This window comes from Paenarthrobacter sp. TE4293, from assembly GCF_050435325.1.
GTDB classification, from domain to species: domain Bacteria; phylum Actinomycetota; class Actinomycetes; order Actinomycetales; family Micrococcaceae; genus Arthrobacter; species Arthrobacter nitroguajacolicus_C.
Genome location: NZ_JBNJRY010000001.1, coordinates 263,511 through 277,893, shown reverse-complemented (window position 1 = coordinate 277,893; position 14,383 = coordinate 263,511). Strand labels below are relative to the sequence as shown.

Annotated in this window: 11 protein-coding genes; 7 read left to right on the top strand and 4 right to left on the bottom strand. The window is 63.7% G+C overall.

Annotated elements, in window-relative coordinates; all coding sequences use genetic code 11:
• Genes QF015_RS01320 through QF015_RS01305 form a run of 4 tightly spaced genes read left to right on the top strand, consistent with a single transcriptional unit; the run spans position 1 to position 4,916 of the window.
• On the top strand, positions 1-1,260 hold the full coding sequence (locus QF015_RS01320) for a glycosyltransferase family 1 protein (protein ID WP_429386357.1): 1,260 nt from the start codon (positions 1-3) through the stop codon (positions 1,258-1,260).
• Entirely contained in the window at positions 1,257-2,714 is a 1,458-nt protein-coding gene (locus tag QF015_RS01315) for an O-antigen ligase family protein (RefSeq protein WP_310204738.1), read from the top strand. The genes QF015_RS01320 and QF015_RS01315 overlap by 4 nt, the downstream gene beginning before the upstream one ends.
• On the top strand, positions 2,702-3,565 hold the full coding sequence (locus QF015_RS01310; RefSeq protein WP_310204735.1) for a chain-length determining protein: 864 nt from the start codon (positions 2,702-2,704) through the stop codon (positions 3,563-3,565). Before QF015_RS01315 ends, QF015_RS01310 begins: the two co-directional genes overlap by 13 nt.
• A gap of 10 nt (positions 3,566-3,575) precedes the next feature.
• Entirely contained in the window at positions 3,576-4,916 is a 1,341-nt protein-coding gene (locus QF015_RS01305; RefSeq protein WP_310204732.1) for a hypothetical protein, read from the top strand.
• Here QF015_RS01305 and QF015_RS01300 read toward each other — a convergent pair whose 3' ends face one another.
• The 3 genes from QF015_RS01300 to rfbB all read right to left on the bottom strand — a co-directional run bounded on the left by QF015_RS01300 (position 4,917) and on the right by rfbB (position 10,285).
• On the bottom strand, positions 4,917-7,685 hold the full coding sequence (locus QF015_RS01300) for a WecB/TagA/CpsF family glycosyltransferase (protein ID WP_429386352.1): 2,769 nt from the start codon (positions 7,683-7,685) through the stop codon (positions 4,917-4,919). It abuts the gene before it with no gap.
• Between the two features lie 188 nt (positions 7,686-7,873).
• Complete coding sequence (locus QF015_RS01295) at positions 7,874-9,283, bottom strand: bifunctional dTDP-4-dehydrorhamnose 3,5-epimerase family protein/NAD(P)-dependent oxidoreductase (protein ID WP_310204727.1); 1,410 nt, start codon at positions 9,281-9,283, stop codon at positions 7,874-7,876.
• A 3-nt stretch (positions 9,284-9,286) separates the two neighbouring features.
• Positions 9,287-10,285 (bottom strand): dTDP-glucose 4,6-dehydratase, encoded by a 999-nt coding sequence (gene rfbB / locus QF015_RS01290; RefSeq protein WP_310204724.1) that lies wholly within the window; start codon positions 10,283-10,285, stop codon positions 9,287-9,289.
• 53 nt (positions 10,286-10,338) lie between these two features.
• Between rfbB and rfbA the strand changes: the two genes are divergently transcribed.
• Positions 10,339-11,205, top strand: coding sequence for a glucose-1-phosphate thymidylyltransferase RfbA (gene rfbA, locus QF015_RS01285; protein ID WP_310204721.1), 867 nt, complete (start codon positions 10,339-10,341; stop codon positions 11,203-11,205).
• 6 nt (positions 11,206-11,211) lie between these two features.
• Here rfbA and QF015_RS01280 read toward each other — a convergent pair whose 3' ends face one another.
• The gene (locus tag QF015_RS01280; protein WP_429386349.1) at positions 11,212-12,144 is read right to left on the bottom strand and encodes an aldo/keto reductase; all 933 of its coding nucleotides are present in this window, start codon (positions 12,142-12,144) and stop codon (positions 11,212-11,214) included.
• A 52-nt stretch (positions 12,145-12,196) separates the two neighbouring features.
• On the opposite strand from QF015_RS01280, the gene QF015_RS01275 reads away from it, so the two are divergent.
• Entirely contained in the window at positions 12,197-13,030 is an 834-nt protein-coding gene (locus tag QF015_RS01275) for an undecaprenyl-diphosphate phosphatase (RefSeq protein ID WP_310204715.1), read from the top strand.
• Positions 13,031-13,045: 15 nt separating this feature from the next.
• Positions 13,046-14,323 carry a cysteine--1-D-myo-inosityl 2-amino-2-deoxy-alpha-D-glucopyranoside ligase gene (gene mshC, locus QF015_RS01270; RefSeq protein WP_310204712.1) on the top strand — a complete coding sequence of 426 codons (1,278 nt, stop codon included), beginning with the start codon at positions 13,046-13,048 and terminating at the stop codon, positions 14,321-14,323.
• The last annotated feature ends 60 nt before the right edge of the window (positions 14,324-14,383 follow it).

The following is a 14,383-nucleotide window of genomic DNA, read 5'->3' as shown; positions in this document are numbered from 1 at the left end:
ATGTCTACAGCGCGCTTGGTAGCGAAAAGGCTCCGCAGGGATGGCTGGCGTCCTGTGGCCCGCACGGTGGCGGCCAGGCTTGCCAGCGCAGCCGTGGAGGCCTGGCAGCTGGCCGAGCCGGGGCTTCCCTTGCGGGAGGAAGACATCATGGACTCCCGTTCCCTTGTCCGGCCCTCCCCACCGGCACCCGCTAAGAGCGGCAGCCTCAACGTGGGCTGGGTCTGCACTCCGCCGTCTCCCGGTTCGGGGGGACACACCACCTTCTTCAGGATGGTGGAGGAGATGGAACTACGGGGCCACCAGTGCACCTTGTTCCTCTACGACACCAACGATGACGACACCAGCCGCCATCAAGAGACCATCCACCGCCACTGGCCGGCGCTGCGTGCCGGGGTTCGCAGCGCCACATATGGGATGGAAGGGGTGGACGCACTGGTTGCCAGTTCCTGGCCTACGGCACACGCTGTCGCTGGACGGGCACCGCGCGGCGTCCACCTCTTCTATTTCATCCAGGACTACGAACCCTATTTCCACCCCCGAGGATTCCTCTACGCACTGGCAGAGGACAGCTATCGCCTGGGACTGACCAACGTGGCGCTGGGTGGGATGATCGCCGAGGTCATGCAGGCAGAGATCGGCCAAGGCCCGGAAACCATCATCCCTTTCGGGTGCGACACCGGCACCTACCGACTCCTGCATCCCACAAACCGGGTCCCACGGAGCGGAGTGGTCTATTACGCGAAGAAGAAGGTGGACCGGCGCGGCTACCTCCTGGCCAAGCTGGCCCTGGAACGCTTCCATACGCTCCATCCCGAACAGGAAATCCACCTGTACGGCGACACCGTCACCGGGTGGGACATTCCCGTGACGAACCACGGCAACCTCCCGCCAGAAGAACTGAACGAGCTGTACAACCAAACGATCGCCGGTTTGGCTATTTCCTTCACCAACATTTCCTTGGTCCCCGGTGAGCTCCTCGCAGCAGGAAACGTCCCGGTCATGAACCATGCGTCGTTCGCCTCAGGGCTTCTCAAAGACCCCGACGCCGTATGGGCGCCTCCGACCCCTGCCGGGCTCGCTGCCGCGCTCGCGGAAGTCGTCAGCGCGCCATGCATCGAGGAACGGGCCAAGGCCATCGCGGACAGGCAACGGCTGGACTGGGCCGATACCCGTAACTCCTTTGCCCGTTTCCTGGAAACAGCCTGTGCCCGGCTGCAACAAGAGGACCCCCGGGATGCCCTGCAAGGAGGCAGGACATGAAACGGATGAAGAAGATCCTGGCCTTCCCTCCGGCCAGGGACATCGGCCTTCGAGACCTTGAGGGGACCACGGGCACCGGTCAGATAAGCCTCCTGCTGAAATTTACGGCCTTCGCTGTGTTTTTCTTCCCCTCCAACATGGTGGTCAAACCCATAGGAGCCGTAGGGACAGTCCCCATCATGCTTGCCCTCCTGCTGCTGGTATTTTGGCTCTGCTCAGCTTTTTTCGGGCTGCACAATCCACTGCGGACCAGGAACCCGGGACGGTTGGGGTTGGGACTGCTGTGGGTGGGAACATGCGCGTCCTACGTGGCACTGTTCTCCGGCTTCACAGGCAACACCAACGTATCCGCCCAAGCGGCGGCAGACCGCTGGCTGATCCTCATCCTTGCCTGCGGCGGGATCGCATTGGTGACCAGCGAAACCATCCGCACCCTGGACAACGCCATGTCGTTGGTCCGGGCCATCCTCGCCGGTGCCTTCTTCTGCTGCGTCGTGGCACTCATCCAGTTCCTTTTCCGGATCAACCCCATGCTTTGGATCCAGGAAGTGATGCCGGGATTCACCGACAACGGCGGAAACACGGCCTTCCAAGTACGTGGCCTGATGACACGCGTCGCCGGAAGCACCTTCCACTCCATCGAGCTGGCCGTTGTATGCGCCATGCTCCTGCCCTTGTCCATCTGGCGGGCACTCTATGACCGAACCGGCTACAAATGGTTCCACTGGACCGGCACAGCCCTGCTGATCGTAGCCATTGCCTCCACCGTTTCACGGTCCGGTGTCCTCGGACTGTTCCTGGGAATGATGGTGTTTATCCCGTTCCTGCCCCGCTCAGCGCGGCGATGGGCCGTTGTCGCAGCGCCTGCTGCCATGGCGGCACTGTTCGTTGCCATCCCGGGACTGGTGGGAACCCTGACATCGTCCTTCACGGCCGGGGACAGCGACCCATCATTGACAACCCGCACCAACAACTACCCCCGCGTGGCCGAGATGTTCGGTGAGCTGCCCTTCCTGGGACTGGGGCCAGGAAACTACATGCCGGACAACGCCCTCTACATCCTGGACAACCAGTACCTCAACTCACTGGTGACCCTGGGCCTGGTCGGCTTCATCGGCATGGTGGCCTACCTGATCCTGCCGGCCACGTCCTCGATCATCGCCGCCCGCGCCTCCAGGATCCCGGCGCTCCGCTGCCTTGCCGGAGCAACAGCAGCCGCAGGCGCGGTCGCCGCCGGGTGCTCACTGACCTTCGACTCCATGGCCTTCCCCGTTTTTGCCCTGGTATATCCCTTCATCGTCGGCCTCGGAGGAGGCGCATGGATCATGATCCGCCGTGAAATCGAGCTCAGGGAGACCAAAGCTCCCGACAAGAACACCAGCGGTCCGCCGCTTAACGGCCCCACCTGTAAACCTTCCACTCCGAATGTCGAGGCGATCACATGGACCCGGTAGCAGTCATCAAGACGTTGTGGCACCACAAGTTCATCGTGCTTCCTGTCCTGCTGGTGACAGCGCTCGCAGCCATCTACGTGTACTCCTTCGCCCCACGCTCCTATGAAGCCAAGGCAACCTACGCGATCGTCAATCCAAAAATCCCGACCTCCGCGGAGCTGGAGAAAAACCCGGCACTGAACCTGCTCAACTCGGACAACCCGTACCTCCGATCAGCCGATTCCTCGCTGATTGCCCAGGTAGTTGGCACAAGGTTGAATGATGACACCACCGGCGATGCCCTTCTGCGGGAGGGACTGAGCACTGACTTCACGGTCCAACGACCACCAGCTTCATTCCTGATCGAGATTTCAGCGGCTTCAGAGAGCAAGGAAAAGGCGGTTGCCACCGTCAAGGCCCTGGGGGCCCGGCTGGAGGCTGATCTCCTGGCCATCCAGTCCATCAACGGCGCTGATGAGCGATTCCTCTACACATCCCTCATGGTTGCCGCCCCGGACAACGCCACCGAGCAGTTCTCCAGCCGTCTGCGGTCACTGATCGTGGTCCTGGTGGCCGGTGTCGTGCTCACCTTTGGAGCAGTGTCCATAGCCCGGGGCCTGGAATCCTCACGGATGCGGGCCCGTGCAGCGTCTCCGGCAGGGGAGCGGCGAAAGAAGGCCCGTCGCCGGGACGAGGACCATGAGCCTGATCCAAAGGAACCGCCAGTGGTGCCGGGCCTCGATGAGCTCACCGTCAAGGAAATCCTGGAGCCTGCAGAGGCGGACCGGCTTTTCGCAGGAAACGGCCCCCTTGGCGAATCCCTGCGGTCCCGCAGCAATGCCAAGTCTCCCGTCAAGGAAACATCTGCCTGAAAGGTAGTCCGTGAAAGCAAGGACAGCAGGCGTCGTGGGCGGGACTGTTCTGGTCAGCCTTGCCCTCGCAGTTGCGGCAGCCAGCGGGGTGCCACCCTTCCCCGGAACGGCCGCCCCGGCCGGTGGCCCACCCAGCCCCACGACGTCCGCTGCGAGCTATGACGGCGTGACACTTCGACCCGTCGATGGTGGTGCCGGCTACTACGCACAGTTCAGGGACGGCCTTCCTCCCGACCCGTCGTTCTTCCCGATCGCCGTGTGGTTCGAAAGCGTCCTGGACAAGGGCAACATTGCGCTGGATAAGGAAGCCGGACTCAACACCTACGTCGAGCTGACGGCCAACTCTGACCTGCAACTGGTCAAGGCCTCGGGCATGTACGCCATACCAACGTTCGATTCCGCAGATGCCTCCGGATTTGCCCTCAGCGACGAAGTAGACATGTGGGCCGGCCCGGGCAGTGCTCCGTGGACAGGAAAGTATCCCGGCGAAGGTCCCCTGTGCGTGCCGGAAGACAGCAAATGCGGGTACACGGTCCAGAAGGAACGGCGTGCAGCCGCACCCCGGGGAGCGATGCTCTACGCCAACTACGGCAAGGGAGTGGCGTTCTGGCTCTCGGACGAGGAGTCAGTGGAGTTCTTCAAAGGTATCCAGGACCTCGTGTCCGCCGATACCTACTGGTTCACCGACCCCAGCATCTGCGCCAAAGGCGAAGGCGGTGCGATCGTCAAATACACCCGTGACCTGACACCGGCTGAATGCCGGCTGGCCGCAAACTACGGCTGGACCATCGAAAGGATCCGGACCCTGCAAGCAGCCGGCAACCGCACCCCCATCTGGGCCTTCGTCGAAGCCGGCCACCCCTTCAAGGACTCGCCCGACGCCACCACCATCACCGCGCCCCAGATCAGGGCAGCGGTCTGGAGCAGCCTGATCCACGGAGCCCGGGGAGTCATCTACTTCAACCACAACTTCGGAGGTGACTGCATCTCCCAACACGTCCTGCGCGACTGCGGAGTGGCAGTGCGTCCCACAGTGACGGCCCTCAACCGACAAATCACAGACCTCGCCCCTGTCCTTAACGGCCCCTTCCTCGACGGCGCCACCGCAGCCACCGGCCCCGTTGACTTCACCACCAAACTCCATGACGGGAAGGTCTACATCTTCGCCGGGGCGAACAGCAACGCCGGCGGCCAGGCAGGCTTCCACATCCAATGCGGCGGCAGCACCGCCGTCGTGATTGACGAAAACCGGAGCATCCCGGTGGTGAACGGCACCTTCACCGACACCTTTGCCGACGGGAACGCCGTTCACCTCTACCGCATCGACGGAGGCGGGAGCTGCGGCTTCTGACTACCGGCTGCTGTCATCCCGTTCCCACGTTGCCGCCCGGTTGCGTCCCGCTAGCGGACGACCGCGGCCCGCACCAGCGAAGGCAGCGTAAACGACGGCGTCAACCGCGGACAGCGGACCCCTGACAGAGGACAGAAGCTCCCGGGCAGTACGCGACGTCGGGGCCTCCGCCTCAAGCCCATCCTGCTCGGCATTGCCGCGGTAGGTCCGCCGAAGAACAGCCAGCAGGGCCGCCCGCGTCCTTGGCGTCCGGACCACCACTGGCACCGTCGGCAGCACTGCCTTCTCCACTCCGCTGAAGAGCCGGTCCACGAAGTAGTCATCACCGGTCAGTGACGGAAACACTCCCAGTCGGTCGTGCCCGGCCTCACTGAGCGCATAGGCCCCCGCGCCCCAAAGCCCGTGGGCATTGGAAGGCACCCGGACCCGCGCCCGGTAATAGCACTTCACCAGCGCCGAAGCACCCCTGGTGTCATAACGGAAGGCCGGGCGGGCAGCCAGCAACGGCCCATCGGCAAGGGCCGTCAGGACCGCGCAGACGGCCTCGGAGGTGACCTCTATGTCAGCATCGAGATACAGGCGGGGCCACCGCCCCGCCGCCTGGTCTGCCGCATTCAAGGCAGCAGCCTTGGAAGCAGCATCCACGTGCAGCACACGGACCCCCGGGAAACCCGCGGCCACCCCTTCCGTCCCGTCCGTACACCCGTTGCACGCCACAATGACCTCCACGGTGCCCCAGGAGATGACACCCCCCAACGACTCCAAAGTCCTGGCAATGACCGCTTCTTCGTTGTGAGCCGGAATAATCACCGCACCCGATGGTGGCGCCGCGCCCGTCAACGGGGACACCTCTCCCCGGGTAGCGCGCGGCAACCTATCCCACCGCCTGCGGTCAACCACCGCAAGGGCAGCCTGACGGTGCCCCGGCTGATGCAGGCGGACAAGCTCAGCAGCCAGGACCACCGCAGTAAACGCCGCCAACGTCCCGCGGCCACAATACTTACCCGCATACCTCAGCCGGTTCACGGACATCAGCGCCGTCAACTGGGGCGACGTCCCTGAACCCCCACGTTCATGCCACATGCGGGCCAGCGGCTCACACCAAATGGAACGGCCCGACTCGCGCACCCGTCGGCAATAATCGGTCTCTTCGGAGTACAGGAAGAACTGCTCATCCCACTCACCCACGGCCCCTGCGGTGTCCGAACTGATCAAGAGCGCAGCACCTGTCGCCCAATCAACACGATGAGCATGCAGATAACTTTCAGGATCGAAGTCCATCTCGGACAACCATTCCGGCCGGCCCCGCACCCGGCCGCCAAAAGCGGCATCACCAAGCGCTCGCAGGACTCCCGGCTCCCGCCGCAGCGATGGGTAGACGCTGCCGTCGTCGTCCAGGAGGACCGGCACCACCATGCCTGCGCCGGACACTGCCATCCGTCGCCGCATGAGTGCTATTGCGCCCGGCTCCACCCGCAGGTCCGGGTTGAGGATGAGGTAGGCATCCGCGGTCCCGGCCACCCGCATGGCCGCATTGATTCCTCCTGCATATCCGAGGTTCCCGCCGGTACGGACGGCGATGACGTCTGGATGACGCCGCAGTTCGGCCATGGTCTGGTCGTCCGGGGAGTTATCGGCCACCACAACCCTGATGGATTGCCCGCTTGCCTCGGCGCGGAGGCTGGCCACCAACGCTTCGACGTCGTCGGCGTTGTTGTAGGTCACCACAACGACGGCGACGTCCACGGGCCCGGCCGGGATGAACTGCCCCGGAGCACGGCTGGGCCCGTCCTCCGGGGCGGTCGAAACGGCTGGTGACGGGCCACCCGGCTCCGGGTCCGGCCCTGGTTCGGCCGGGGCGCCGTTACTGGACGTTCGCAGCGTCAGGTAGGCGCCCGGACCGTCCACCAGGTACCGCCGCGCCAGCCTGCGCGGTTCCAGCATGAGTCGCCACGCCCATTCCAAACCATGAGAGCTCACCCACACCGGGGCGCGCCTGATCCGGCCCGCGAGGAAGTCAACAACCGCACCGAAGGCAAGGAGGACCTTGGCGCCCGTCAACTGCCCGTACTCGGCGATCCACAGCTCTTGCCGGGGCTTCCCCAGGCCCACCACCAGGATATCGACGTCACTGGCAGCGATATCCGCTGCCAACAGCGACGATGAGTCCACATTGGCCAGGACCGAACGTTCAGGGGCCCACCAGCCGCTGACCCGCAAACCCGGCCGCTCCACGGCAAACCTGTCTCGGATCAGTGCCTGCGCTTGTGGGCTCCCGCCCAGGAAGCCCACCCGCAGACCCCGGCGTTCGGCCTCGTCCAACAGGGGTCCCACAAGGTCGCTGCCGGCCAGGCGGGGCCAGGGCCGACCAGTGACCCGTGCGGCTTCTGAAACCAACGGCGCTCCGTCGAGCAGTGTCAGCCACTCCACCGCCGCAGGCTGGTTCAGCGTGCCATTCCAGCGGCCATGGGAGCCGAAGTGGCGGATATGGTCAAGGTTGGCGGAACAAACGCCCAGCGGCTTGGCGCCCATGGCCTCTGCACGATCGAGAATTTCGCCCACCGCGTGCTCGAAGTCGAGGAGTTTCACGGGTGCTCCGCCCAGATTCACCCACGGGTACGTGCCGGTGCCGTCCGTGGTCCCGTCGGGGATGGTCCCGGCTGACGGGGGAACGTGTGGCGTCACCGGCAGCGAACTGCGGTGTGCCTCCATGGCGGTGGAACGGTGGGGGAGGGCGGCCTTTCGGGACGCGGTCTTCGGCAGCAGCATTCTCGGCTCTCCAGGCTTCAGGGTCCAGCTCAGGGCACAACAATTGAGCCGGCGATCCCTGCTGCTGCACTGCCTGGATCGCCGTGGACAGCAACTGCTGTCCATCCAACTTGTTTACTTGAGGTGTCTCCCGGCCTTGCCTTCATGGGCTGCCGTAGGGCCACTGTAAGCCGTTTTGCCGAACTCCGCTAGGGTTTCACCGCGTGCACGTAGCGGGCAAGGCGTTGGTCCGCGGAAGGGGGGTCAAATCCGGTGGCGCGGATTTTCGACAGATCCAGGACGCTGCTTCGCGGACGCGGCGCTGTTCCGGGTTTGGCATAGTCCGCAGTGCTGACGGGCGTGATCCGGCCGGGATCGGCGCCGCAGAGCCGGAACACGTCCCGGGCAATGCCGGCCCAGCTTGCCCGTTCCCCGCCGTTGCTGATGTTGTACGTGCCGTAGGGAGGCCGGTTCTCCAGCAGATGCCGGATGCCCGCCGCGATGTCGTCGGCGAAGCTCAGCCGGCCCCATTGGTCATCGACTACCGTCGGGGATGCACCCTGGGCGGCCAACGCCGCCATGGTTCGAACAAAGTTCCGCCCCTCGCCAACCACCCAGCTGGTCCGCACGATGTAGTGCCGGGGCACGGTCGAGACGGCAATGTCCCCGGCCGCCTTGCTTTGGCCGTAGGCCCCCAGGGGTGTGGGATTTTCGTCTTCCCGATGAACGTCAGTGGTGCCGTCGAACACGTAGTCGCTGGAGACATGGACCAGAGTCAGTGAATGCTCGACGGCGGTCCTCGCCAGGCGGGCCACCGCAGTTGCGTTGATGGCCCAGGCAGCTGCGCGTCCATCCGCGGTCTCGGCAGCGTCGACCCCCGTGAACGCTGCCGCATTGATGATGGCGGAGTACTTCCGCCAGTCCCGCGCCGCATACGATGCTCCGGAGGTGAGGTCGAACCCGGACCGGCCGGCGAAGTCAACCGTCCGATCACCTGCAAACGCCGCCCGCAAGGCTTTGCCGAGCTGGCCGTCCGCTCCGAGGACCAGTATTCGGCGCGGCTCCATGGGGAGGACGTCCGCCAAGCGGGGATGGCTCCTGTCCTGTGGTGATAAGACAGCCTTGTCCAGGGGGATCGGCCACGGAATTGCTGCTTGTGCGTCGGCAACATTGAGGAAGGTGTAGTCTTTCTGCGCCTCCACACTCCAATGGTCATTGACCAGGTACGTGTACGCGGTATCATCCTCCAGCGTCTGGAAGGCATTGCCGACACCCCGTGGAACGAAAATGGCGTCCCGGGCTGACATCTCCGAGCAGAACATCGTGCCGAATCCAGGACCTTCACGCAGGTCCACCCAGGCTCCAAAGATCCTCCCCGACGCCACAGAAATGAACTTGTCCCACGGCTCGGCGTGGATACCCCGGGTAGTTCCCCGCGCAGCGTTGAACGAAATGTTGTTTTGCACCGGCCCGAAATCCGGCAGCCCCACATCCAGCATCTTTTGCCGATGCCAGTTTTCCTTGAACCATCCTCTGGCATCGCCATGAACGGGCAACTCAAACAGGACCAGCCCGGGGATCGTCGTGGTCCTTGAGCGCAACTGCTGCACCGGTTCCACGGTTCAGTGGCCTTGACCGGCGTATTTGGATTCCGTCGACGCTTTCTGTGGCCGCCACCACGCTTCGTTGTCCCGGTACCACTGGACGGTGTCGGCGAGGCCGGCGTCGAAGTCTGAATACCGGGGATGCCACCCCAGTTCCCTCCGAAGCTTGCCTGAGTCGATGGCGTAGCGGAGGTCGTGGCCCGGGCGGTCACCCACCAGGTCATAGGCGTGGCGGGGTTGGCCGGTGAGGGACAGGAGCAGTTCGACTACCTCCCGGTTGGACCGTTCGCCGTCGGCTCCAATCAAGTAGGTCTCGCCCACGCGTCCGCCCTCGAGAATGGCGAGTACCGCCGAAGAGTGGTCTTCCACGTGGATCCAATCCCTGACGTTGCGTCCTTGGCCGTAAAGCCGGGGCCGGGCACCTGCCAGGATGTTCGTGATCTGCCGCGGGATGAATTTCTCAACGTGTTGGTAGGGGCCATAGTTGTTGGAGCAGTTGCTGATGGTCGCTTTGAGGTCAAAGGACCGCACCCACGCCCGTACCAGCAGGTCCGAGCCGGCTTTGGTGGCCGAGTAGGGACTGGTGGGACGGTACACGGATTCTTCGGTGAAACGATGCGGATCATCCAGGGCCAGGTCTCCGTAGACTTCGTCCGTGGAAATGTGATGGAAGCGGGTGCCGTGCTTCCGCGCGGCCTCGATCAGCGTGAAGGTACCCAGCACGTTGGTGTCAACGAATGGCCGCGGTTCTGCCAGGGAGTTGTCGTTGTGGGACTCGGCAGCGAAATGGACCACGGCGTCGACAGCAGCAGTCAATCCGTCCACCACGGGCGCATCGCAGATGTCGCCGTGGACGAAGTCGAATCGTTCCGGCGGCAGCCCGGCGAGGGATTCGAGGTTGCCTGCGTAGGTCAATTTGTCCAGGACCGTGACATGCAGGCCGGTGTGCTCCATGATGTAGTGGACAAAGTTGCATCCAATGAATCCGGCCCCGCCGGTGACAAGGATTCTCTGCATGGCCCTAGAGTAGCCGTCCGCGGCGTCACTGGGCACAGGTGAGGACGGCAGGTTTGCGAGGAATTATTCTTGCAGGTGGGACTGGCTCCAGGCTTCATCCCATTACGCTCGGAATCAGCAAACAGTTGGTTCCCGTGTTCGACAAACCGATGATCTATTACCCCCTGTGCACCCTGATGCTCGCAGGAATCCGCGATGTCCTGATCATCACCACGCCCGGAGATGCCACGCAATTCCAGCGGCTCCTCGGCGATGGTTCACAGTTCGGCATCAACCTCACCTACGCGGAGCAGCCGACGCCGGACGGACTTGCCCAGGCGTTCATCCTGGGGGAGGAGCACATCGGGAGCGGCAAAGTGGCACTCATCCTCGGCGACAACATTTTCAATGGGCCCGGCATGGGCAACCAGCTGCGGCATTATGTGAACGTCGACGGCGGCGCCATCTTCGGGTATTGGGTCAAGGACCCGTCCGCCTACGGTGTGGTGGAGTTCGACGACGACGGCCTGGCGGTTTCCATCGAGGAGAAACCGTCCGAGCCCAAGAGCAACTACGCCGTCCCCGGCCTGTACTTCTATGACAACACCGTGGTCGCCATGGCAAAGGACCTTAAACCTTCCCCACGGGGGGAGTTGGAAATCACGGACATCAACAGGAAATACATGGAAATGGGACAATTGCACGTCCAGAAATTTCCACGTGGCACCGCCTGGTTGGACACAGGCACCTTCAGCGACCTGAACGATGCCTCCAACTATGTCCGCACCACAGAGAACCGGCAGGGTTTGAAGATCGGTGCTCCGGAAGAAGTGGCGTGGCGCATGGGTTACCTGAACGACGACGAACTTCGCCAGCAGGCCGCAAAGCTGGCCAAAAGCGGGTACGGCAGCTACCTCCTGGACATCCTGGACCGCCGCTAGGGCGCTTTAGCCGGCCGAAACGTCCTCGAGGGCCCGCCCGATTTCGGCGGGCAGGACCGTCAATTGTGCGTCCAGCAATTCCTTGAGCTGCACGGCGTTCCTCGCCCCGATGATCGCTGTCGAAACGCCGGGCCTGGACAGCAACCAGCTCAAGGCAACATCCATGGGGGAGCGCCCCAGGCCCCGGGCAGCCATTGCCAGGGCCTCCACCACGCGGGAGGCCCTTGGCTCCAGGTAGGGCTCCACATAGGCAGCCAGCCGGCTTTGGGCGGCCCGGGAATCGGCCGGGATCTGACCCCGGTATTTGCCGCTCAGGACGCCCCTGCCCAGCGGCGCCCACGCCATGAGTCCCAGTCCGGCGTCTTCGACGGCAGGGATCAGTTCGTCCTCGGCCTTTCGCTGAACCAAGGAGTACTCCGACTGGTTGGCCACCAGGGTAAAACCGGCCACGGCAGCTGCCTTGGCCGTCTGCCAGCCGTTGTAATTCGAAATACCCACATAGCGGGCACGGCCGGTCCGCTGGGCCAGTTCCAGTGCGGAGAGGGTTTCGTCAAGGGGTACGTTGGGGTCCCATTCGTGGGCGAACCATATGTCGATGTAATCGGTGCCCAGCCTGGCAAGACTGGCATCGAGGGCGGACAGCATCGCACCGCGTGAAGCGTTGATGCTGCGCCGGGAGTCCGACGACGACACGCCGGCCTTTGTGGAGATCACGACCTCCGAACGCGCCACCACGTCGCCCAGCATGGATCCCAGCATCGCTTCGGCCTGGCCCTGCGCATAGGAGGCCGCCGTATCCACCACTGTGCCGCCGGCGGCGACAAAAGCGTGGAGAACCTCGGCAGCGTCCTGTTCATCAGTCTCCTGCGCCCAGGACATGGTTCCAAGGGACAAAGAGGACACACGGAACCCACTGTTCCCGACATAACGCTGCTGCATAGCTGCTAGCTTACGGGGAGTTCCCAGTCTTCATGACGTAGGGTCTATTCACGTGAACTGGATAGAAGCAGCCTTGCTGGGCCTCGTGCAGGGCCTCACCGAATTCCTCCCGATCTCCTCAAGCGCACACCTGCGGATTGTCGGCTCATTCCTTCCGAATGCGTCCGATCCCGGTGCAGCGTTTACTGCCATCACGCAGCTGGGAACCGAAACCGCCGTCATCGTCTACTTCTGGCGGGACATCGTCCGGATCATCCGCGCATGGTTCGGGTCCCTCACCGGCAAAGTGGAACGCAACAATCCCGATGCCCGCATGGGCTGGCTCGTCATCCTCGGCAGCCTTCCGATCATTGTCCTGGGCCTGTTGTTCCAGGATCAGATCGAGTCCGTGCTTCGCAGCATGTGGATCGTGGCCACCATGCTGATCGTCTTCGGCATGATCCTGGCAGTCGCCGATGCCATAGGGCGGCAGGAGAGGGATCTCACACAACTGACCTACAAGCACGGCATCCTGTACGGCTTTGCCCAGGCCATGGCGTTGATTCCGGGTGTTTCCCGCTCCGGCGGCACCATCACTGCAGGCCTGCTCATGGGCTACACCCGCGAAGCCGCCGCCAGGTATTCGTTCCTGCTCGCCATACCGGCGGTGTTCGGCAGTGGCCTCTACCAGCTCTACAAGACGGTTTCGAATGAAGGCTTGGCCGGGCCCTACGGGCTGGCGGAGACCGCGTTGGCTACCGTCATCGCCTTTGTGGTGGGCTACATCATCATCGGCTGGTTCCTGAAGTTTGTCTCCACCCGCAGCTACCGGCTCTTTGTCTGGTACCGGATCCTTCTTGGACTGGCCTTGTATGTCCTGCTGTATTTCAATGTCATCAGTGCCTAGCACTAAGGTTGAGTCGTGAAATCGTGGACCTCCCGCCCTGTACCTGAGCTGCCCGGCAGCATGCCGCAACTACGGCTGTTCGACACAGCCCTTGGCCGTCTGGTGGAGGTCGAACGGCAACCGGAACAGTCCATGTACGTCTGCGGCATCACGCCGTATGACGCTACTCACATGGGCCACGCGGCCAGCTATGTCGCTTTCGATCTCCTGAACCGGGCCTGGCGCGACGCCGGCGTGCGTGTTTCCTACGTCCAGAACGTCACGGACGTCGACGACCCCCTGCTGGAACGGGCTACCGCCACCGGGGTGGACTGGCGCGAACTGGCCCAGAGCCAGATCGAACTGTTCCAGACCGACATGGACGCCCTCAATGTCCTGGCACCAAATCATTACATCGGCGCTGTTGAGGCCATCCCGGACATTGTCCCCGCCATCGAACGGCTCATCGCGGATGGCGTCGCCTACCGCGTTCACGGCTCCGACGGAGAGCCCGACGGTGACGTCTATTACGACGTCGAAATGGCGGGCAAGCGCTCGGACGCCACCGATGCCTGGACTCTGGGTGACGTGTCGGGACTCGGCGAAACCGAGATGCTGGCCCTGTTCGCCGAACGCGGCGGAGATCCTGGCAGGGCAGGAAAGCGCCACGCCCTGGACCCATTGCTCTGGCGGGTTGCCCGCGACGGCGAACCGAGCTGGCCCGGGGCATCCCTCGGAAACGGCCGACCCGGTTGGCACATCGAGTGTACGGTCATTGCACAGAAGTACCTTCCGGCGCCCTTCACGGTTCAGGGCGGCGGTTCCGACCTCGTTTTCCCGCACCACGAAATGGGCGCCGGCCACGCCTACTCGCTGTCCGGCGTCCCGCTGGCCAAGCACTATTCCCATGCGGGCATGGTGGGCCTGGACGGGGAGAAGATGAGCAAGTCCAAGGGCAACCTGGTGCTGGTCTCCAAGCTGCGCGCAGCTGGCGAAGAACCCGCAGCCATCCGCCTGGCCATTCTTGCCAACCACTACCGTTCAGACTGGTCGTGGACGGACGAAGGGTTCGCTGCCGCCAAGACGCGGTTGGCCCAGTGGCGTGAAGCCGCAGAACACGCTCCGGACGGTTCCGCGGGATCCCTGGTAGCGGCCATGCGCACGGAATTGGCCAACGACCTCAACGCCCCTGGAGCCCTTGCCGCCGTCGATCGGTGGGCCCGGGATTCCCTTGCCTCCGGTGCCGCAAAGTCCGCGCAGGACAGTGCCTTGGTTACCGATGCCATCGACGCTTTGCTTGGCGTGGAACTCTAGGAACAAGCAACTGCACGACAAGCAGCTGCACGAAAAAGCGACTCCACAAGCAACGGCCCT

Coding starts and splice junctions, on each gene's coding strand:
- QF015_RS01320 (WP_429386357.1), top strand. CDS start 1: ATGTCTACAGCGCGCTTGGTAGCGAAAAGGCTCCGCAGGGATGGCTGG.
- QF015_RS01315 (WP_310204738.1), top strand. CDS start 1,257: ATGAAACGGATGAAGAAGATCCTGGCCTTCCCTCCGGCCAGGGACATC.
- QF015_RS01310 (WP_310204735.1), top strand. CDS start 2,702: ATGGACCCGGTAGCAGTCATCAAGACGTTGTGGCACCACAAGTTCATC.
- QF015_RS01300 (WP_429386352.1), bottom strand. CDS start 7,685: ATGCTGCTGCCGAAGACCGCGTCCCGAAAGGCCGCCCTCCCCCACCGT.
- rfbB (WP_310204724.1), bottom strand. CDS start 10,285: ATGCAGAGAATCCTTGTCACCGGCGGGGCCGGATTCATTGGATGCAAC.
- QF015_RS01280 (WP_429386349.1), bottom strand. CDS start 12,144: ATGCAGCAGCGTTATGTCGGGAACAGTGGGTTCCGTGTGTCCTCTTTG.